General features: G+C 35.8%; 22 protein-coding genes and 1 riboswitch. Of the genes, 8 read left to right on the top strand and 14 right to left on the bottom strand.

The window, feature by feature from the left end; genetic code table 11:
- Positions 1-163: 163 nt before the first annotated feature.
- The 8 genes from PQF83_RS01425 to PQF83_RS01390 all read right to left on the bottom strand — a co-directional run bounded on the left by PQF83_RS01425 (position 164) and on the right by PQF83_RS01390 (position 8,334).
- Positions 164-946: a DeoR/GlpR family DNA-binding transcription regulator gene (locus PQF83_RS01425; protein ID WP_000117662.1), complete on the bottom strand. Its 783-nt coding sequence runs from the start codon at positions 944-946 to the stop codon at positions 164-166.
- 40 nt (positions 947-986) lie between these two features.
- Positions 987-2,171 carry a saccharopine dehydrogenase family protein gene (locus PQF83_RS01420; RefSeq protein ID WP_000862149.1) on the bottom strand — a complete coding sequence of 395 codons (1,185 nt, stop codon included), beginning with the start codon at positions 2,169-2,171 and terminating at the stop codon, positions 987-989.
- Entirely contained in the window at positions 2,168-3,265 is a 1,098-nt protein-coding gene (gene phnW, locus PQF83_RS01415; RefSeq protein WP_000138244.1) for a 2-aminoethylphosphonate--pyruvate transaminase, read from the bottom strand. The genes PQF83_RS01420 and phnW overlap by 4 nt, the downstream gene beginning before the upstream one ends.
- Positions 3,266-3,280: 15 nt before the next feature.
- The gene (phnX, locus tag PQF83_RS01410; RefSeq protein WP_000687359.1) at positions 3,281-4,075 is read right to left on the bottom strand and encodes a phosphonoacetaldehyde hydrolase; all 795 of its coding nucleotides are present in this window, start codon (positions 4,073-4,075) and stop codon (positions 3,281-3,283) included.
- Positions 4,076-4,096: 21 nt separating this feature from the next.
- On the bottom strand, positions 4,097-5,854 hold the full coding sequence (locus PQF83_RS01405; RefSeq protein WP_000425420.1) for a putative 2-aminoethylphosphonate ABC transporter permease subunit: 1,758 nt from the start codon (positions 5,852-5,854) through the stop codon (positions 4,097-4,099).
- A complete protein-coding gene (locus tag PQF83_RS01400; RefSeq protein WP_000006183.1) occupies positions 5,855-6,856 on the bottom strand; it encodes a putative 2-aminoethylphosphonate ABC transporter ATP-binding protein in 1,002 nt (333 codons plus the stop codon).
- 20 nt (positions 6,857-6,876) lie between these two features.
- Entirely contained in the window at positions 6,877-7,953 is a 1,077-nt protein-coding gene (locus PQF83_RS01395) for a putative 2-aminoethylphosphonate ABC transporter substrate-binding protein (RefSeq protein WP_000750887.1), read from the bottom strand.
- Positions 7,954-8,181: 228 nt separating this feature from the next.
- The gene (locus PQF83_RS01390; protein WP_000240799.1) at positions 8,182-8,334 is read right to left on the bottom strand and encodes a hypothetical protein; all 153 of its coding nucleotides are present in this window, start codon (positions 8,332-8,334) and stop codon (positions 8,182-8,184) included.
- Between the two features lie 148 nt (positions 8,335-8,482).
- Between PQF83_RS01390 and PQF83_RS01385 the strand changes: the two genes are divergently transcribed.
- The gene (locus PQF83_RS01385) at positions 8,483-8,818 is read left to right on the top strand and encodes a DUF3905 domain-containing protein (RefSeq protein ID WP_000725962.1); all 336 of its coding nucleotides are present in this window, start codon (positions 8,483-8,485) and stop codon (positions 8,816-8,818) included.
- Positions 8,819-8,856: 38 nt separating this feature from the next.
- Here the strand turns inward: PQF83_RS01385 and PQF83_RS01380 are convergent, their stop codons facing one another.
- The 5 genes from PQF83_RS01380 to phaR all read right to left on the bottom strand — a co-directional run bounded on the left by PQF83_RS01380 (position 8,857) and on the right by phaR (position 14,063).
- Positions 8,857-10,206, bottom strand: coding sequence for a TrkH family potassium uptake protein (locus PQF83_RS01380; RefSeq protein ID WP_001204709.1), 1,350 nt, complete (start codon positions 10,204-10,206; stop codon positions 8,857-8,859).
- Positions 10,207-10,229: 23 nt separating this feature from the next.
- Positions 10,230-11,423, bottom strand: a complete 1,194-nt coding sequence (locus PQF83_RS01375) for an NAD(P)/FAD-dependent oxidoreductase (RefSeq protein WP_000772473.1) — start codon at positions 11,421-11,423, stop codon at positions 10,230-10,232.
- Between the two features lie 94 nt (positions 11,424-11,517).
- Positions 11,518-12,603: a class III poly(R)-hydroxyalkanoic acid synthase subunit PhaC gene (gene phaC / locus PQF83_RS01370; RefSeq protein ID WP_000206335.1), complete on the bottom strand. Its 1,086-nt coding sequence runs from the start codon at positions 12,601-12,603 to the stop codon at positions 11,518-11,520.
- A gap of 82 nt (positions 12,604-12,685) precedes the next feature.
- Positions 12,686-13,429: an acetoacetyl-CoA reductase gene (locus PQF83_RS01365; protein ID WP_000250417.1), complete on the bottom strand. Its 744-nt coding sequence runs from the start codon at positions 13,427-13,429 to the stop codon at positions 12,686-12,688.
- A 151-nt stretch (positions 13,430-13,580) separates the two neighbouring features.
- Entirely contained in the window at positions 13,581-14,063 is a 483-nt protein-coding gene (phaR, locus tag PQF83_RS01360; RefSeq protein WP_000566940.1) for a polyhydroxyalkanoic acid synthase subunit PhaR, read from the bottom strand.
- 198 nt (positions 14,064-14,261) lie between these two features.
- Here phaR and phaQ point away from each other — a divergent pair, with 198 nt between their 5' ends.
- From phaQ to PQF83_RS01325, 7 genes are all read left to right on the top strand, one after another.
- The gene (gene phaQ, locus PQF83_RS01355) at positions 14,262-14,714 is read left to right on the top strand and encodes a poly-beta-hydroxybutyrate-responsive repressor (protein ID WP_000903020.1); all 453 of its coding nucleotides are present in this window, start codon (positions 14,262-14,264) and stop codon (positions 14,712-14,714) included.
- A gap of 42 nt (positions 14,715-14,756) precedes the next feature.
- A complete protein-coding gene (phaP, locus tag PQF83_RS01350) occupies positions 14,757-15,281 on the top strand; it encodes a polyhydroxyalkanoic acid inclusion protein PhaP (RefSeq protein WP_000448576.1) in 525 nt (174 codons plus the stop codon).
- Between the two features lie 101 nt (positions 15,282-15,382).
- On the top strand, positions 15,383-15,826 hold the full coding sequence (locus PQF83_RS01345) for a MaoC family dehydratase (protein WP_001067916.1): 444 nt from the start codon (positions 15,383-15,385) through the stop codon (positions 15,824-15,826).
- 148 nt (positions 15,827-15,974) lie between these two features.
- Positions 15,975-16,160 (top strand): alpha/beta-type small acid-soluble spore protein, encoded by a 186-nt coding sequence (locus PQF83_RS01340; protein ID WP_001140707.1) that lies wholly within the window; start codon positions 15,975-15,977, stop codon positions 16,158-16,160.
- A gap of 114 nt (positions 16,161-16,274) precedes the next feature.
- The gene (locus PQF83_RS01335; RefSeq protein WP_000822333.1) at positions 16,275-17,594 is read left to right on the top strand and encodes a TrkH family potassium uptake protein; all 1,320 of its coding nucleotides are present in this window, start codon (positions 16,275-16,277) and stop codon (positions 17,592-17,594) included.
- Positions 17,595-17,632: 38 nt separating this feature from the next.
- Positions 17,633-17,798, top strand: a riboswitch (yybP-ykoY riboswitch).
- A gap of 90 nt (positions 17,799-17,888) precedes the next feature.
- On the top strand, positions 17,889-18,683 hold the full coding sequence (locus PQF83_RS01330) for a TerC family protein (RefSeq protein WP_000383322.1): 795 nt from the start codon (positions 17,889-17,891) through the stop codon (positions 18,681-18,683).
- A gap of 203 nt (positions 18,684-18,886) precedes the next feature.
- Positions 18,887-19,738 carry a formate/nitrite transporter family protein gene (locus tag PQF83_RS01325; protein WP_000893048.1) on the top strand — a complete coding sequence of 284 codons (852 nt, stop codon included), beginning with the start codon at positions 18,887-18,889 and terminating at the stop codon, positions 19,736-19,738.
- Between the two features lie 27 nt (positions 19,739-19,765).
- Here the strand turns inward: PQF83_RS01325 and PQF83_RS01320 are convergent, their stop codons facing one another.
- Entirely contained in the window at positions 19,766-20,077 is a 312-nt protein-coding gene (locus PQF83_RS01320; RefSeq protein WP_001103778.1) for a cyclic-phosphate processing receiver domain-containing protein, read from the bottom strand.
- Positions 20,078-20,083: the final 6 nt, after the last annotated feature.

The following is a 20,083-nucleotide window of genomic DNA, read 5'->3' as shown; positions in this document are numbered from 1 at the left end:
ATACTTCCCCTTCTTTCCTTCGACCAACTTTTTTTGTATTGGTAAATTATATGAAAGAGATGGGAAAATGTGTCCACTTTTTTTGCATAAATACAAATCTTTTATCCCGCTATTTGCAGGCAGTAAAACTCCCACCTCACAATCAGGTGGGAGTTCTACGTATTTAACAAATTGTCCATTGAATATTATGCCTTTTAACTTCCTCTTCAAAACTATAGGGCATTTTCTTATCACAAATTACATGTTGAATGCGCGAAAACGCTGCTATTCGGTAATTTCCTTTTACACCTACCTTTGTATGATCACATAAAATATATGTTTTCTCTGCTAATTTCATCATCGCTTCTGACAGTTTCGCCTTTTCTAATTCAAAACTAGAAACTCCAAAACCAGGTAATAATCCATCAATCGAAACAAATGCTTTATGAAAATGAAATTGCTGGATAACTTGCTGCGAAATAGATCCTGATACGCGTGAATGTTTTGGAGATACTTTTCCACCAATAAATAAAACTTCACCGTGAAACATCTTTTTATTAATAGAAGAAATTAATTGTGTCGCTACTGGAAATGAACTTGTTACAATCGTTAAATTTTTGCGATGTACAAGATATGGTACCATTTGAAGTGGTGTACTTCCGTCATCAATCGCAATCACATCTCCATCTTCTACAAATGTTGCTGCTTTATACCCAATTCGCTTCTTCTCTTCTATATGTAGCATCTCTCGTTCTAACATTGGTGCCTCTATTCCAGCTCCCGGAAGTTGGACGGCTCCACCATACACTTTCTTCAACTTCTTTTCACGATCCAATTCTTCTAAATAACGACGAATCGTCTCTGTTGATACAGCAAACTCTCTCGCTAATTCTGAAACTTTTACCTTCCCTTTAAACTCTACCTTCTCAAGAATGGTTCGCTTTCTTTCTTCACCTACTACAGACATAACCTCACCCCATTGATTTCTACCTCATACACTGCCTTACTTATACAAAGTTATAACTTTCCTTTTCAACGAAAACTTCCTCGTGAATATGAATACCACGCTTTTTTAGTTCATCAAAAATAATTTGTGGTTTGACAAAAGCTTCCTCGGGTGTCACAACACCAACTTTATTTACATTCCCATTTGCGATTAGCTCTGTAGCAATCCCAAATGGAATACCGACGTTTCTCGTATAAGCTCTTAATTTTTCCCATCCTACAACAGATCCATCAGATAACGGGTGTGTATGATATAATACACGTCTTTGTTTCTCATTATTTTTCATACCTATTACTTCTACATGAAGTGCATAACCGTAAATCTCTGTTTCTTGTCCTTCTTTCGATTGCAATAAATACTTCGCAATACAATCCATTATGCCGATTTCTTTTCCATTTATTTCAACTGGATCATTACGCAATATACCGTAATCATACAATGCACGTACGAGCTGCATATTTTGCTTTGGCCAAGTTCCTCTCGTCTCTATTAGTTTAACGCCTTTATTTTCTAATGCTTTTGCTAACGTAATCGTTTCAGAATGCGGTATGATATACTGCGTTGTCTTACCATAAGGCGCCGGTAATTCAATTTCTCTTGGACGCGCAAACGGAGGCACTTGCTTAAACTCACCATCTTCATACACTGTACGCGATGGCAAATGTGGATCATATTCATATGTCGTTGTTTCTGTAATGGATGCAGAAAAAGCAATAGGACGATACGAACCATGACTTACACGAACTGACTCTACAGTATGTAACTGATTTGCTGCATGCATCGCCATCATTTGCGTTACACCTGGCGTCATACCAAACCCAGGTAAACATGTTTTTCCGTTTTGAACAAATATAGAATGCGAATCATTTTCTTCACCAAATCCATTTAAATTCACACCGTGACAACCTGCTTCTGCAATACATCGAGTAGATAATCCATTTAACTTAATTGTTGTACCATCCATTACAATGTCATAGCCCTTCATTTTTGCAACCGTATCCTCATGATTCGTTACATCTACTTTCACAAAATCAACGCGAGGATCGTTGAGCCATTCTACTACTTTAAGCCCCTCTTCTTCGTTAAAATCTGCTACTGTAATCGTCTCAAAAGATGAAAATTGCACTAAATCTAAAATTGCTTCACGACAAATTTTACCTGCTCCACCTAAGCAAAATACTTTCAACCTATAACAACTCCTTTAGCGATACTATCAACTAAGCGATGAATATCTGCCTCATGTACATCACCGATATTTCCAATGCGGAATGTATCTACTTTTGAAATTTTACCTGGATATATAACAAATCCATCACGCTTTAATTCATTGTATAATTGATCAAAATCAAACCATTCTTCTGGATAAATGAAAGATGTAATAATAGGCGATTGATATTTTTCATCTACTAGTGGCTTAAATCCGATTTCTCTCATTCGATTCACTAATAGTTTTTGATTGTTATCATATCGATTGTAACGTGCTTTTACTCCGCCCTCTTCTTCTAATTCAAGTAGTGCTTGATAAAAAGCGTGTACAACATGTGTAGGTGATGTAAAACGCCATTTTCCATTTTGATTTTCCATCGTTTCCCATTGATCGTATAAATCTAAAGATAATGAACGTGCCTGCCCTTTACATTTCAACAATTCATCGCGCTTTGCAATAACAAATCCGAACCCTGGAACCCCTTGAATACATTTATTCGCACTACTAATTAGAAAGTCAATTTGCAACTCAGCGATATCTATTTCAATACCACCAAAACTACTCATTGCATCAACTAGTGTTACTTTTCCGTATTGCTTCCCTAATTTACATACATCTACAATTGGATTGATAATACCTGTTGTTGTTTCACAATGAACAACTGCAATATGTGTAATCTCTTTATCTTGTTGTAATATCTTTTCTACTTCTACAATATTAGTAGGCTCCCACTCTTCTGTTTGACTGACCACCACATCTATATGTAACATCTCTGCCATTTGTACAATTCGCTTACCATACGCACCATTTGTACAAACAAGCAGCTTTCCGTTTTTTGGAATGACAGAACCGATTACTGCTTCAACTGAAAACGTACCGCTTCCTTGCATTAATACTGTTGTATATCTCTCTTCTTCCTTCGTTGCTAACGATACAAGTTTAGCTCTTACCTGTTGCACCATCATGTTATATTCAACATCCCACGTACACCAATCGTATAGCATAACTTCTTTTACTGTTTTTGTTGTCGTTAATGGTCCTGGCGTTAATAATAAGTAGTGATTTTCAGTCATGATCCTATTCCCCTTTTATGAAATAATAAATTCTTGTTTCTCGATTTGTTCAATTACGTTTTCGAGTCCCTGCATCGTTTCAATTGTAAAATGAGCCCCGTTTTCAACGAAACGCTTTCGAACTACTTCCATTTTTTCACGAAGTTCTACCGGATCCATAGTTTCAGCTGCCCACTCGCTTAAGCCGAGCTCACTACTACCGAGAATTACACCCACAGTCCACATACCAGCATTTCTGCCCTCTTTCATATCTGACACTGTGTCCCCGACTTTTATCATATGATTCATCGGATACACACCAAGTTCCATCGCATTTTTATAACACATCCAAGGGTACGGACGGCCTGCTGAAACATCATCTGGCGTCACAAGAACATCAGGTTTATATCCTTGTATTTCTGCTTCTTTTGCAACGATGTCCATCATTTCTCTCGTATAACCAGTTGTTGAGCCAATTTTAAGGCCTCTTTTACGTAATGAAGCAACCACTTCTTTCACCCCATCAATTGGCGTGGCATAGTGTGGCAAAATAGTAAAGAGTATTTCTTCAAACTCTTCATACATCTCGTGAATGTCTGCTTCTGTTGGTAAATGTCCGAAAACACGCTCCCACTCATTCGCAATACGAGGCATTTCTGTTAGTGCCCTTACATGATCGATCTTTAATAATCCCATCGGTTTACGGGCTTCTTCATCTGTAATTTTAACACCACGTTTACGAAAAATTTTTATGAATACTTCCAGTGGTGCAAAACATCCGTAATCAACTGTCGTACCTGCCCAATCAAAAATAACTGCTTCTATTTTCATTCAATCCATCACCCTTCTCACTTATCTTTTTTGCCATTGTGACGTTCGGTTACGAAGTGCTTTCGTTCCCCATTCATATACAACTCTTACTACAATATTTGTAACAACAATAAGTACACTCATTGCAGCTGCTGGCGCTACATTTCCTGCATCATCCATATTTACGATTGATACGGCAGCTAGTTTAAAATCAGCTGCGTATAAGAATACAACCGCTGACACAGTTACCATCGAATTGACGAAATAGTACATGACCATTTCTAAAATTGCTGGTAAACACATCGGTACTGTTACTCTAAAGAATGTTTTATAAAACGGAATGCCCATCGACTGCGAAACAAGCTCAAACTCTCGGTCTAATTTCTTTAAAGCAGTCGTTGCGGTAACGAATGTTACAGAATAAAAATGAATGATGTTTACTAGTACTAGCACAGCAATTGTTCCGTATAAAGAATGAAACGGATTCGTTACTGAAAGTCCAAGTATTTGAATCGTTGGTTGACTAAAGAAAAAGACGTATCCCAATCCAAGTACTAAACCTGGGATTGCTAAAGGGACAATCGAGAAAAAGTAGCCTGTTTTTCGGAAAAACTTTAGCTGATCTATTTTCTCAATCGCATATGCGAACATAAATGTTAAAATTGCCCCAATAACTGCTGTAACTGCTGAGACAATCACACTATTTTTAAATGCTTCAAGTCCATCACCTGTTAAACTCGAAAAATTAAAATGCTCAAATGTAAAACTCATATTATATGGCCATACTTTCACACTTGCAGCAATACCAACCGCCACAAATAAAAGAATAATCATAAGTGTAATCACACTACAATATATGAATGAGACTACATCTCTTTTCTTATTAGCCGTTATTCTATATGGCACTGCTTTGGAAGATAAGAAATTTGCCTGCTTTCTTTGCGTAATGCGATCAACTGCAAATGCAAATATAGCTGGAATTAATAAAATCATTCCGACAGTTGCACCCATCGGCATATTTTGTTGTCCAATTACTTGTTTGTATACATCAGTAGCAAGTACATTATATTGCCCACCAACAATTTTTGGTGCGCCAAAATCAGTAAAACTAAGTGTAAACACAACAAACATCGCACTAATTAATCCATACTTTACACTAGGTAAAGTAACAGTGAGAAATTGCTTTGTTTTACTCGCTCCCAACATATTAGAAGCTTCATATAAACGATAATCAGAACCTTGGAAAGCAATTAATAATATAAGAAATGCTTGCGGAAATGTATACATGACTTCAGCCATTACAATTCCTACTGGTCCATATAAAGGGATTTGTATACCTTCAAATAAACCAAACATCCCTTTCGTTACTAATCCTTGATTACCAAATAAATATGTCAGTGCGATACCATGCATCATCGTTGGTGCGAATAATGGTAACAACGCGACATATTGAAATACACGCTTGCCAAATACATTCGTACGAGCGATCGCATAGGCGTAAGCGAAAGCAAGTGTCACTGCAATAATTGTTGTCGCGCCCGAAATCCATATCGTATTTTGTAATGATTGAACTAATGTTGGGGTTGTGAAATATTTACTGAAATTCGCAACACCAATGAAAGCTCCATCTTTATCATAAAAAGCTTGTGTAAACAATTGTAATAGTGGTAATACAAGCATAATCAAAAAAGCAAGAATCATACCAATAATTAATAGTCTTTGTATCCATTCTTCTTTACCGATACGTCTCTTAATCTTTTTTTTCGTACTTTCTACCTTTAAGTCTTCTAACATCTCCATCTATACAACAACCTTCTTTCCATATGACAACATATGATTTTCTGAGAAAGAGATTTGAATCGGATTTCCTTTCCTAATAGCTGTTTTTTCTACTTCTGATGCCAATATATCTACAACGATTTTCTCATTATATAGATGTGTTTTTTCATCTATAACTCGCACTTCTGTCCGGTATACAGATCCACGAAATTCCATACTTTCCACAACCGTTTTAATACCATCATTTTGTACAATCGTTACATGTTCAGGACGAATTGCATGTTCTTCATTATTTTTCGAAAAGAAATTAATAGAACCAATAAAATCTGCCACAAACGGATTGGCTGGTCTTTGATAAATCTCCTCTGGTGTTCCAATCTGCATAATTTCCGCATGATTCATTACAACAATTTTATCAGCCATCGTTAATGCCTCTTCTTGATCATGCGTGACCATAATAGTTGTTACTCCTACTTTTTCTTGCAAATCACGCATTTCTCTACGTAACTTTTCACGTACTTTTGCATCTAAAGCAGATAACGGCTCATCGAGTAACAAAATATCCGGAGACAGAGCGAGCGCACGTGCAAGTGCTACTCGCTGCTGTTGTCCACCAGACATTTGAGCAGGATATTTATCTTTTACATTCAGTAAATCAACTAGTTCTAACGCCGATAGCGCCTTCTCTTTTACTTCTGCTTTTCCATACTTTTTCGTCTTTAAGCCGTATTCAATGTTTTCAAGTGCTGTTAAATTCGGAAATAATGCATATGATTGAAACACCATTCCGAAATTTCTCTTTCCAGGAGGTAATGCTGTAATATCTTTTCCATTCACAGCTATACTGCCTGTTGTCGCCTCTTCTAGCCCTGCTAAAATTCGAAGCAATGTTGTTTTCCCACAGCCACTTGGGCCTAATAAACATACAAACTCATTTTTTTTCACAGTAAAAGAAATATCTTTTAACGCTGTAAATGCATCAAACTGTTTTTGAATGTGTTGAATTGATAAATATTCGCTCATTTTTTCTCTCTCCCACTCACTTACTTTTTCGGTTCTGCTTTTTGGCCAAACTCTTTTTCCCATTTTTCTAAAATTTTGTCGCGATTTTCTGCTGCCCACTTAAAGTCATTCTTTTTGTATAATTTTTCCGTCACATCTTTAGGGAATCCATCTGGAAGTTTATAATCATTTTTAATTGTCGCAAATCCATTTTTCTCGAAGTATAACTTCATTACATCATCAGTAATTGCCCAATCTAAAAATGCTTGCGCTAATTTTTCATTTTTTGCATTATCTTTTTTAATAAGTGCGTTCGCTTCTACTTCCCAACCTAATCCTTCTTTTGGCAATACAACTTCAACTGGTGCACCTTTTTGTTTCTCTTTCAAAGCACTATAAACCATCGATACACCAACTGGATATTCACCCGCCCCCGCTAATTTCGCTGGTTTTGAACCTGAATGAGTATAAGTTGCCATATTATCATGAAGTTTCTTCATGTAATCCCAGCCTTTATCTTCACCCATAATTTGTAACCATGCAGAAACTGTTAAAAATCCTGTTCCAGAAGATGCTGGATGCGGCATAACAAGCGTTCCTTTATACTCTGGTTTCGTTAAGTCTTCGTATGATTCTGGCATCGGTAAATTTTTCTTCTTTAATTCTTCTTTATTTATAGCAATCCCCGTCATAAATGCAGTATTTCCTACCCATTTTTCTGGTTGTTTATCATCTTTAAATTGCGGTAAAACGCGATCCGCTCCTTTTGGAGAGTATCCTTTTAACATATCTTTTTTATCTAAAGCTAATAGACTTGAAGCTGCAGTTCCCCATACAACATCTGCTTGTGTATTTTTTCCTTCAGCTAGCAATTTTGCTGTAATAACTCCAGTTGAATCACGAACAATATTCAGCTTCACATCTGGATATTTCTTTTTAAAAGAATCAAGATAAATTGGTACAAGTTCTTCTTCAATTGCTGTGTAAACAGTTAATGATCCAGATAATTTATCATCTTTTACTTTTGCCCCAGCACTTTCTTCTTTCTTTGCACCACACCCCATTAATAACGAAAATACCATTCCAGTTGCTACAGCTTTAAAGATTGTTTTTTTCACTGTCTCTCTCTCCTTTTACAAATCTTATGTACAACTCAAATATAAACAACTAGTGTAAAAGCAGTATTAAACCAACATTAATCTTTTGTTTGTTGTTTGTTTTTGTGTAATACGTTGCTACTTCTATGTTTTTTCGCATTTTTCTGCTAATAATGAACACTAAATTTACAAATAATTAAAAAAACCTTTATAATCCCACAAAAAAATGAGGCGTTTGTAAAAAACGCCTCACTTTTGTTTACCTTTTTTTGAATTACGATTTGCATACTTCGCGCTATTTTCTCCTTCATACTCTAATGCAAATTCTGCATCTGGTAAGCTTTCTTTCGGAGTTTTATTATTGTTGATTGCCGCATTTTGTTTCACTTTTCTTTTTACCAATACATTCACCTGCTCTCAAAAATTCACTTTCTACTCTAGTTTGAAGCGAGCTAAAATAATTATTACTGGCAAGTGTTAACAAGTACATAAGAACTGTTAGATGGAAATACTACATATGAAGAAATCATAATAAAAAGGAGCTCTTATTTTGAAGAAGAAAGATAAAATCCAGTCACCCATTTTAGATGAAACGCTCCCGCATCAAATGAATTTCCCATCTTTTAAAGGAACAGGAAAGAAGATGCAACAACCTTTCATAAATCAATATGACGTCGTAATCGGAGACAGTAAATATGATTCCGAGAACAGTCCACTTCACAATTGGAGTGATGATGTAGATCCTGCCATTATGGCTGGAGAAGAATGGATCCATCCTACAAATGATATTGGTTGGATTTCAGAAGAAAATCAAGAGTTACTAAAAAAAGAAGGAGATAATAAGAAGGATACTTTTATGCATCCGCAATTTGGCATTAATGACTAAAAAACCATTCTACCTATGTTAGGTAGAATGGTTTCATACTATCCAATAATAATTCTCTCTTTCGGATATTTATAGCGAGGTGGCTGTTCTCTTCCGCCACTAGCTAGTATAAATGTTAAAATACCGACACGCCCGATAAACATAAGTACAATGAGTACAAGTTTACCAACAGTTGTTAAATCTGGCGTAATACCTGTCGATAGTCCTGTCGTCCCGAAAGCAGAACAGACTTCAACAATTAAACTCATAAGCGGTACATTTTCCGTAATAGATAAAATAAATAGTGCTGTGGCACATAATAAAATCCCCATTGTCATAACGACAGATGCTTTCAGCACGTCCTCTTCATGTAGCTGACGTTTGAAGACTCTAACCGTTCTCCCGCCTCTTGCAAAAGTGTATAGTGACAATATACTAACAGCAAATGTCGTTGTACGTATCCCGCCCCCAACCGAACTTGGAGATGCTCCTATAAACATTAATATACTCATAAATAAAAGCGTCGGTTGTGACAATTCAAGTATATCCATTGTAGCAAGTCCCCCGCTTCGCGTCGTCACAGATTGGAATAGTGTATAGAAAACTGTTTCATGCCATGACTTTCCTGCTAAAAAATGATTTCGTTCTAGTAAAAAAATCATAATCGTTCCAACGACCACGAGCGCAAAAAATGTTGTTGTCGTCAATTTTGTAAATAGCGAAAAACGAAATAGTTGCTGTCTCCTTTTACTAAGGAATTGTTTCACTTCCATTAATACAGGGAAGCCGATTGCTCCTAAAATAATAAGTAACATATGAATCATTTGAACAATGTAATCTTTTTTATACGGAATTAGCGATTGTCCTGTTAAATCAAATCCGCCGTTCGTAGTTGCACTAACAGCTGCAAAAAAACCGTGAAAATAAGCTTCTTGCCAAGTTGGAAAGTAAAGTAAGAATCTTGTACCTAATAATATCGCTCCAATAAGCTCTATTGAAATAATTACAATTAAAATAGAACGCATCAATTCTACAAGACCTGATAAATTCCCTTGATTATGGTCTGCCATAATGAGTCTTCTTCTCTGCAAACCAATCTTTTTTCCTGTTATAATCCAAACGAATGTACCTAACGCCATAATTCCTAAGCCGCCCAATTGTAAAATAAGGGCTAAAATAATAATTCCTGCCGTAGTAAATGTATCTGAAATCGTAACAACAGACAGGCCCGTAACACTTACCGCACTAACCGATGTAAAAAGTGCATCTATAAATGTCCATTTGACACCAGGCTTCGTAACAAACGGTAAACTAAGCAATATCACCGATACAACTACCGCTAATAAATAAAACAGAACAATGAGTTGTACAGGGCGTAATTTTTGTAAAAACTTTTTTATATCTCTCATTCCATCACTTCGCTACCTTTTTTCTATCGATTAAATAAAGAAAAATCTTTACTTTCTTTATTTGTAAATAACTGCTCAAATATTTTAGCAAATACCATTCCATACACAGTTCCATTACCTCCATATGGCAATGCATAAAATAAATTATGTATCTTATTATCTTCTTTTAAAATAGGGAGACCATCATGACTACCGCCAAATGCTGCCGCCCAATAGTAGTCTGCCTGTATATCTTTATACTGCGGGAACATCTCTTTTATAATGTTAATAAGGACATCACGCTTATGCAATAATTTCGTATCACCGATTGTTTGAATTTGCATTGCTTCATCTAATCCGCCTACAATAATACGGTTTTTATACGTTCGAAAATATAAATACGGCCGTGCTGTTTCCCAAATTAATGATCGCTCATACCAACCTTCAAACTGATCTATTTCATTTGTTACAATTGCATAAGAAGTTTCTACTATTGTATTTTTTTCTTTCTTTCCAAAAAGTGCTTCATAACCCGTCGCCATAATAATATTCTTTGCTACAATTTGATTTCCTGTTTTCGTATAACAAATTAAATCATTTTGACGTTTTTTTATATATATGGCCTCTGTATGTTCATATATAGTAGCACCCATTTGATTTGCTTTATGCAAAAGGCTATGCGCTAATAAATACGGATTTACCTCAGCATCACCGTGTGTATATAATGCCGCTTGTTTTGTAAAAGGATACCGTTCCTTAATATCAGATGCTGTAAAATACTCAACTGGAAACTCATAATTCTGTAACGTTTTGTATTCCTCTTGTAAAAATGAGACATCTTCACTTTTACTTGCATAATATAAACTGTTTCGCGGAATAAACTGGGGATCGATATCGAGAGTCGGTACAACTTTCTCCATTGTTCGTAACGCTTCGTAACAAAGCTTATATGCTCGCACCCCTTTTTCTTCGCCAAATGTATGGATAAGTGAGGTTAACGATTTATCATGAAGAAATTGTAATAACCCTGTATTAGCAGCTGTGCTGCCACATGAAATCATATTTTTTTCAATAAGTGTAACGCACATTCCCATTTTCGCTAACGAATACGCTATTTGAGCACCCGCTTCGCCACTTCCAACTACAAGCACATCACATATCATATCATTTTCTAACGATGGATAACAAGGCATAGAAGCTCCTGTATCCCAAAACAACTTACCAATCATAAGCTTCATAATTATACTCCTAAAATATAAATTTCTCCTTTCTATGTTTTGTTATTTTACATAAAAAAATCCAACTAACATATGCTAGTTGGATTTTTTATTTTTACTTAGAGCGCTCGTCAAGCCAGTCTCCAATCGTCGGATACGTTTGTTTTACCGCTGTTCCACCGTAAACAATCGACATATGTCCCGTTGGTAAACATACATATTGTTTATCTGTGCTAGAAATATGATCTAGCAACGCTTCTACTTGGCACGGCAGGGCGATATGATCACGTTTCCCTGAAATATTTAAGACATTCGCCTTAATATTTGCAAGGTCTACCTTTTGTCCGCGAATCACAAGTTCACCCTTAACCAATTTATTATTTTGATAAAAATCACGAATCCACTGTCTGTATGATTCACCTGGGAACGGAATGCCATCGCCAACCCACTTTTGAACTAACCTCCAGCTTTCAACGAAGCGCTCATTCTCTGAACGATCTACTAAAGCAACATATGGACCAACAAAGTTCGTAATTGGTTTTAACATTTTGTTTCCGAAATCAATCATTTCTGGCGGAATATTTCCAAATGTATCAACCGCTTTATCTAGATTGAAGTATTTCTCATCTAATAAAGGGCCATATAATCCTGTTTCAGAGAAATCAAAAGGACTTGTCATAAAGATTAGGTTACGAATTGGCATGTGCGGATGAAGTGCCGCATAAATAGAAGTTAGCGTTCCCCCCATGCAATAACCAAGTAAAGAAATCTCGTCCGATTTTGCAGTTCGCATTACTTTTTTCACTGCTTTTGCAATATAATCAAACACAAAATCATCAAATTTCAAATGACTATCTTCTAAACCAAATGTGCCCCAATCAAGCATATACACATCAAAACCACGGTCCACTAAATATTCCACTAAACTATTTCCAGGAGTTAAATCCATAATATATGGTTTATTAATAAGAGCATATATTAATAGAATTGGGACTCTTTGTGTTTTTTCTTGTTTTGGAATGTAGCGATAAAGCTTCGTCTTATTCTTCGTCCAAATAACCTCTTTCGGCGTTAATCCTACTTGTGGCTCTGGTTCACGTAATAAAATTTCACTCGCCCTTTTCACTCGGCGATATGCTTTTCGGTACTCTTCTGGGTATAGCTCTAATTGCTTTTCCCATTCTGTTGCGAATGTAGTCATTTTTCTATCTCCTTTTTGGTCAATTTCCTTCTAAAAAAAGAAGTGCATTCCTGCTATGGATATGCACTTTTTTCTTACTTCATTACATATATAATCCGCCGTTAATGTTTAATTGCTGACCTGTGATATAAGCACCGTCACGGCATAGGTATACTACACCTTTTGCAATTTCATCAGCTTGACCAAAACGTTTTTTCGGGATTTTCGCAACGATTTTTTGGCGTACTTCTTCTGGTACTTCTGCTACCATTTCAGTATCAATAAACCCTGGGCAAATAGCGTTTACAGTTACATTTGTTTTTGCAAGCTCTAATGCTAATGATTTTGTAAATCCTAGCATACCTGCTTTCGCTGCTGAGTAGTTTGTTTGTCCAAATCCACCCGCTTGACCAATAATAGAAGAAATGCTAATAATTCTACCTTCTTCCGCTTCCGTTATGTATGGAAGTACCGCGCTTGTCGTATTAAACACACTGCTTAAGTTCACGTCAATTACGCGTTCCCAATCTTCACGATTTAACTTTTTGAATGTACGATCTCTTGTAATACCAGCATTATTAACAAGAATATCAACTTTACCAAAATGATTCACTGCTTCTTCTACAAGTCGGTTTGCGTCTTCTACTTTAGAAACATCTGCTTGAACTGCATAAACGTGATGTCCTTCTTTTCCTAGTTCATTTACTAAGTTTTCAGCTGCTTCTTTACTGCTGTTATAGTTAATAACAACTTTTGCGCCCTCTTGTGCTAACGCTACTGTGATTGCTTTTCCAATCCCTTTTGCCCCACCTGTTACGATTGCTACTTTGCCATTTAATTGAACCATTTCTTTTCCCCCTTAAATGAATTTGTGAACGACTATTATGAATCATTTTGGTACTCATACTATGGAGTCCCTATATAATTATGTTTCGCTGTTTATACATAGAAAAGAGATTCTCCCTTTCTCTTTCATATGTTATAAACAAGCGCTATTATCACTTTTTATTTTCTGGCTTATTCGTAGGTTTTACTTCTTCTTTTACAGGTTCTTGTAGTTTTGCTAGTACTGCATTTTGCTTTTCTAGCAATTCTAAAATTTGATCAACTTTCGTTTCTAATGTGCGAATATCTTGTTTTACTTTCGTAACATCGCGCTTTAATGTAGGAGCTTGTCCTACTGACTCTACCTTATCTTCTAGAAACTCCTCAATGTTATCCACTTTATTTTCTAAGTTAATAACAAGCGTAGCCACTCTAGCGATATCCTCTTTCGTAGGCACATTTACCTGCTCTAAATAATTTTTTGTCGTATCATTTAATGCTTTTTGATAAAACAAATTCAAATCTAGAACGCTGCCCATCCAAGCAGAATATTCTTCTGTTTTAATTGTTTCATTGAGCGCTTTTCCCCAAAATGTTTCGGTTTGTTCATAAGCATTTTTCCATGCTTGTAGTGGATCGAATTTTTGATCAATCACTTTACCTACACTCCCTTTTTCGTTTTTGAAACAATTCAACCTATTCATTATTTTCTAATATTCTGAATAAAACTTCAAGTCTATATTTTATTTTTTTCTATTTTCTAACAAATGTATTGACTTTAAAAACAGATAGGTGTAAATTGCACTTATAAGCAAAAAATTCCATCTAACTGATTCATGAGGTGATGCACAATCATGCTACATAATGAACCAGAACAACGCGAAAGTTTGGAGAACAACCAAGCAAAACAACCAAACTCCATGCCAAAAAACTTCTTAGTTCCCTTCTTACTTCTCTGTCTTAAAGACTGGAGTCTTCATGGTTACAAACTTATTCAAATGCTAATGGATATCGGCTTTTCTTCTGTTGACCAAGGTAATGTGTACAGAACACTACGCAAATTAGAAAAAGAAAACCTTATTTCTTCTACTTGGGACACAAGCGACGGAGGGCCAGCCAAAAGAATTTATTCTTTAACTGAATATGGAGAGCAATATTTAACAACATGTGCGACTTCTTTTGAGCATTATCAAAATATGTTGCGGACGTTTTTCACGTTATACACCAATGCATTCTTTCCATTTTCTACTTCTCCAGAAAAGGATGAAAAAGATTCTTCATCTTCACCTGGTGATACAGCAGAATAATCTGCGTTCACAATATGTAAAAAAACATTTGGGGGTCAAACAATGGAAACTAAACCATACGAATTAGTCGATGCATTTTGGAAAAACTGGTCTCAATCACTTTCCCTTTTCTCTTCAGCTGGGAAACAATTAGAGCAACTTACTTTAGAAACATTAAAACAACAACAAGATGCTTTGCATAAATTAACAGCAGGAGTAGATGAACTAGAAAAAGAACTGCAACAATTTACTACTCAATTCAATAATCAGTATACAGATTACGTGAAGCAATTAACTGGAAACTCCTTAAATGATCAAATTAATGAGTGGCAAGACAAATGGAAAGAGCTTTCTGCTCATATGCAACAGCTAACTGTTTCTCCTACAAAAACATCTTTGTCTATCCTTACTCAAACAAGCGGTCAATTTGAAGAAACAACGAAGCAATTTATTGAACAACAACAATTACAACGTGAAGAGGCTCAAAAACAGTTAGAAGGTTTTTTGGAAGATTTCAAGACAAAACAGTTGGAACTCGCAAAAAAGTTCGAGGAAAACTCAAAAAATCTATTTACTTCCATCAAGTAAGAAAAATGTGGGAGCTAACTGCAGCACAAACAAAACTCTTTCTTCCTCCTACTACATCAAGATGGCTAGCATTTTTCGATATGGAAAAGAAGGAGGACAAAATGAATCCATTTCAAGAAGCACAAACCGTCCCGGAGCTTCGTTATGATGAGATTCAAGTCGGTGATCAAGCATCACTTACAAAAACGATTACGGATGAGGACGTTATCAATTTTGCAAAATTGACTGGAGATGTGAATCCTATTCATATTTTAGATTCTTTTGCAAAAACGACAATGTTTAAAGAACGTATTGCTCATGGTATGCTCGTTTCAAGTTTTATTTCTACCATCCTTGGAACGAAACTCCCGGGTAAAAATACGATTTATTTATCTCAAAACGTTTCATTCCGCGCTCCTGTCAAAATCGGCGATACACTTCGCGTTGTGGCAGAGGTCATCAAAAAACGTGACGATAAAAAAATCATTACGTTGCAAACAAATATATATAATCAATCGGATGATATTGTCGTGGAAGGTACAGCGACAATACTAAAAAAAGAGTAGCAAAAATTGCTACTCTTTTTTCTATCCAATAACTTCTAATCACACCGATTACTTCCGCGTATGAGCACGCCGGTTCCACATAAAATAACGGTACCAGTTCAGATACATACTTAGCTGAACTGGATTACTCATAAGGATGTGTATCATCATGGCAAAAACAAACAAATTACTAGTTCCAGGTGCTGAACAAGCACTTGATCAATTTAAATATGAAATTGCACAAGAATTCGGCGTAAGCTTAGGGTCTAATACTGCATCACGTTCTAACGGATCAGTTGGCGGTGAAGTAACAAAACGTCTTGTTTCTTTAGCTCAACAACAATTACGTGGATAACAATATAACATATGGCTTAGAGGCAGATATTCTCTGCCTCTTTCTATTTTTAACATACATAATGGTGCTTTTTCACATACTAGTAAAAGCAAACTGAAAGGAACGATATGTAACATGAAACGGATTAACATTCGCATGAGTCCTCCCCGTGTTCTTACTTTGTCTTTTATTATGTTATCAATTATCGGTACATGCTTATTAAAATTGCCAATTGCTACAACGACGTCTATTTCATGGCTCGATGCTTTATTTACAACCGTTTCTGCTTGTACGGTTACAGGGCTTGGTGTTGTGGACACCGGGAAAGTATTTACCTTATTTGGCCAATGTGTCATTTTAACACTTATACAAGTGGGCGGACTTGGCATTATGAGCTTTGCCGTTTTAATTGCGATTATGCTTGGCAGAAAAATTGGCCTTCAAAACCGAATTTTACTGCAACAAGCATTAAATCAAACGAATATAGGCGGTGTCATTCGTCTTGCCAAAGCATTATTTTTATTCTCTTTTACAGTCGAATGTATCGCTGCTTTCATTCTTTCTTTTGAATGGGTACCGAAATATGGGATTGCTAAAGGGATCTATTATAGCTTTTTTCATTCCATCTCTGCTTTTAACAATGCAGGTTTTTCTGTTTGGAGCGATAATTTAATGTCCCACTCTCACAGCATTCTTGTCAATCTCGTCATTTCCTCCCTCATTATTTTAGGTGGGATTGGTTTTACAGTAATCGTAGATATAAAAAGAAAGAAAAATTTTAAAAACCTTACATTACACTCAAAACTTATGCTCTCTTCTACTCTAATCATCAATATTATTGCGACTGTTTTTATTTTTATATTCGAGTTTCACAATTCTCTTTCTATGAGAGGCTTTACTCCATTTGAAGAAGGCATGGCTGCTTATTTCCAAGCTATTTCAACGCGTACTGCTGGTTTTAATACAGTTGATATTTCCGCATTATCAAAGCCTTCCCTTTTATTAATGATGCTTCTAATGTTTATCGGAGCCGGTAGTGCTTCAACTGGCGGTGGGATTAAATTAACAACCTTTTTAATCATGTTTTTTGGGGTATTTAAATTTTTACAAGAGCAAGATGATATTGTCGTATTTAAAAAATCCATTAAAGATACTCTCATTGTCAAATCATTAACCATCGCTATTATTTCTATTTCATTTATTTTTTTTGCTATTTTAATTTTAAGCATTACTGAGCGAGTTCCTCTATTGATGAGTGCTTTCGAAGTATTTTCAGCATTTGGGACTGTCGGTCTCAGTATGAATTTCACACCACACTTAACGATGATTGGAAAAGCTATTATTATCTTTATGATGTTTTTTGGGAAGATGGGGCCTTTAACATTAGCTTTTTCATTTGCACGTAAAAAGAACCGGAAAATAAAATATCCGAATGAAGACATTTTAACAGGTTGACAACCGTATAAATTATCCATATAATGAGAGTACAATAGCATATCTCCAAAGGGGAGTAGCGTCCAAGAATATTTCTTGGAAACAAAGTCGTCATTACGTAGAACTTAGTTCTTCCGGCTTTGTTGGCATTTTCATTACATATGTCTAGCAAGACCTTTGCCTATTAACGGCAGAGGTCTTTTTTGCATTCATTACCAAATTCTTCCAAAGTTAATAGGCAGGAGTATGGGGAAACTAAATAGTGGGGAAATTCTTCACTTATTTAGTACTTATAGAAATGAGAGGAGAATGTACATGGATGTATCATTATTATTGGAGTATGGTTGGGTATTACTCATCCTAATTGCACTAGAGGGGATTTTAGCGGCTGACAACGCTCTTGTTCTTGCAATTATGGTAAAACATTTACCAGAAGAAAAAAGAAAGAAAGCACTATTTTATGGATTAGCAGGGGCATTTGTTTTCCGTTTCGGATCGTTATTTATGATTTCGTTCCTAGTCGACGTATGGCAAGTGCAAGCAATCGGTGCCATTTACCTTATGTTTATCGCTGGTAATCACTTATTTAAAACGTATGTTAAAAAGAATACAGATGAAGAAACAGAAGAAAAAGAAGCAAAGAAAAAACAAGAGAACTTTTGGTGGACTGTATTTAAAGTTGAAGTTGCAGATATCGCCTTCGCAGTTGATTCTATTTTAGCTGCTGTTGCATTAGCAATGACTTTACCAAAAACAGGATTAGGTACAATTGGTAGTCTTGATACTGGACAATTCGTTGTTATCTTTGTAGGTGGACTTATCGGATTAATCATTATGCGATTTGCGGCAACTGCTTTCGTACAAATTTTAAAACGTAAACCAGGACTTGAAACTGCGGCATTCTTAATTGTAGGTTGGGTTGGTGTGAAACTAGCAGTTTATACGTTAGCACACCCTGCATTAAATGTAATTCCGCACTCATTCCCAGAATCTACACCATGGAAGCTTACATTCTGGATTGTATTAGTTGGAATCGCAGCTGGTGGTTGGTTCTTCTCAAAAGAAGTAGAAACAAAAGTAGAAAAGAATTTAGACGAAAAAGCGCTGTAATTACAGTGCTTTTTCTTTTTGCCCTTCCCCCTCTCAATGTCCAGAAAAAATTCTATTATACTATATTTTGTAAACGCTTTCTTAATATATGTATGTCCTTTTTGTGAAACATTGCACAAACTTATTGAAACTATAAAAGAATCCATGTACTTTATTCATATAAGGAGTATTTATAGATGATGTACTAAAGGAGCGTATTACTCATGCTAGAACAAGGATTAGATTATGTTGTCAAACTGGCTAAGAGCAAAAAACAAATGTTAGATACAAACCCGATGCAATATTTCATTCGTGCAGCACTTGCGGGTATTTATATCGGTTTTATTATTGTTCTATGCTTTAAATTAGGTAACTTTTTTCACATTGCAGATTCACCAGCAACTTATTTAGCTGCTTCTATGTTTTTCGGAATTGCTCTCGTACTTATTATATATGGTGGTGCTGAATTGTTTACTGGAAACACAATGTACTTCACTGTAGCAACATTAAGAAAAGAAACAACACTATCTGATACACTTCGTAACTGGTTTGCTTGTTATGCAGGCAATTTAGCTGGTGCTTTATTCTTTGCCTTACTATTTTACGCAACTGGCATTTTTGAAGCAATTGATCACGGTCATTTCATGAATAAAGTAGTAGAAGGAAAAATGAATACACCTACAATGCAACTATTCTTTAAAGCAATTTTATGTAACTGGCTTGTATGTCTTGCTTGTTTCTTACCTTCTCAAGTTAAAGGTGATACAGCAAAAATTATGATGATGATGATGCTCGTTTTCACATTCTTCTTATCTGGTTACGAGCATAGCATCGCAAACTTATCACTGTTTGCTTTATCTTTAGTTTCACCGCATCCTGAGACAATTTCTTTTGCAGGTGCTATTCATAACTTAATTCCAGTTACAATCGGTAACATTATTGGTGGGTCTGTATTTGTCGGTATGGTATACCATTACTTAACAAAGAAAGTACCTGACGTGAAACAAGAAGAAACTGAATTAGGAGCAGCTCAACAAGAAGAAATCATTCCGTTGCAAGCGCATATGAAACATTAAAAACTCCAAAGTTTTACTTTGGAGTTTTTAGCTCCCCACATATTTAACAACAAGATTAGGATTAATCTCTCCTTCTTCCTTTCCCTTATTCATTCTCTGTTTCATCTTATGCATACCGATGACATCATTCGTATGAAAGTGTATTTCATTTACATATAAACCCTCTTTACAAAAAGCTTCGACAAAATCTAATCCACTTTTTTCTCCCCATCCCATATTGAAATCAATGGAAAGAACATTCACCTCATAATCTCGTACCATTTGCAAAGCACATTCTACTGTAGTTGCGAGCACGTAACCGTACGGACAACTTCTTTGATCATCCATATATACATTCATTTTCTA

This window comes from Bacillus sp. FF-1 (assembly GCF_028548245.1).
Taxonomy (GTDB): domain Bacteria; phylum Bacillota; class Bacilli; order Bacillales; family Bacillaceae_G; genus Bacillus_A; species Bacillus_A paranthracis.
This window is presented reverse-complemented; position numbering and strand designations above follow the sequence as displayed.

Excerpts from the sequence above, each read along its gene's own strand:
- PQF83_RS01375 (WP_000772473.1), bottom strand. The coding sequence starts at position 11,423 with ATGAAGCTTATGATTGGTAAGTTGTTTTGGGATACAGGAGCTTCTATG.
- PQF83_RS01365 (WP_000250417.1), bottom strand. The coding sequence starts at position 13,429 with ATGGTTCAATTAAATGGCAAAGTAGCAATCGTAACAGGTGGGGCAAAA.
- phnW (WP_000138244.1), bottom strand. The coding sequence starts at position 3,265 with ATGACTGAAAATCACTACTTATTATTAACGCCAGGACCATTAACGACA.
- phaP (WP_000448576.1), top strand. The coding sequence starts at position 14,757 with ATGGAAACTAAACCATACGAATTAGTCGATGCATTTTGGAAAAACTGG.
- phaQ (WP_000903020.1), top strand. The coding sequence starts at position 14,262 with ATGCTACATAATGAACCAGAACAACGCGAAAGTTTGGAGAACAACCAA.
- phaC (WP_000206335.1), bottom strand. The coding sequence starts at position 12,603 with ATGACTACATTCGCAACAGAATGGGAAAAGCAATTAGAGCTATACCCA.
- PQF83_RS01425 (WP_000117662.1), bottom strand. The coding sequence starts at position 946 with ATGTCTGTAGTAGGTGAAGAAAGAAAGCGAACCATTCTTGAGAAGGTA.
- PQF83_RS01320 (WP_001103778.1), bottom strand. The coding sequence starts at position 20,077 with ATGAATGTATATATGGATGATCAAAGAAGTTGTCCGTACGGTTACGTG.
- PQF83_RS01325 (WP_000893048.1), top strand. The coding sequence starts at position 18,887 with ATGCTAGAACAAGGATTAGATTATGTTGTCAAACTGGCTAAGAGCAAA.
- PQF83_RS01330 (WP_000383322.1), top strand. The coding sequence starts at position 17,889 with ATGGATGTATCATTATTATTGGAGTATGGTTGGGTATTACTCATCCTA.
- PQF83_RS01380 (WP_001204709.1), bottom strand. The coding sequence starts at position 10,206 with ATGAGAGATATAAAAAAGTTTTTACAAAAATTACGCCCTGTACAACTC.
- PQF83_RS01340 (WP_001140707.1), top strand. The coding sequence starts at position 15,975 with ATGGCAAAAACAAACAAATTACTAGTTCCAGGTGCTGAACAAGCACTT.
- PQF83_RS01405 (WP_000425420.1), bottom strand. The coding sequence starts at position 5,854 with ATGGAGATGTTAGAAGACTTAAAGGTAGAAAGTACGAAAAAAAAGATT.
- PQF83_RS01345 (WP_001067916.1), top strand. The coding sequence starts at position 15,383 with ATGAATCCATTTCAAGAAGCACAAACCGTCCCGGAGCTTCGTTATGAT.
- PQF83_RS01335 (WP_000822333.1), top strand. The coding sequence starts at position 16,275 with ATGAAACGGATTAACATTCGCATGAGTCCTCCCCGTGTTCTTACTTTG.
- PQF83_RS01400 (WP_000006183.1), bottom strand. The coding sequence starts at position 6,856 with ATGAGCGAATATTTATCAATTCAACACATTCAAAAACAGTTTGATGCA.
- phnX (WP_000687359.1), bottom strand. The coding sequence starts at position 4,075 with ATGAAAATAGAAGCAGTTATTTTTGATTGGGCAGGTACGACAGTTGAT.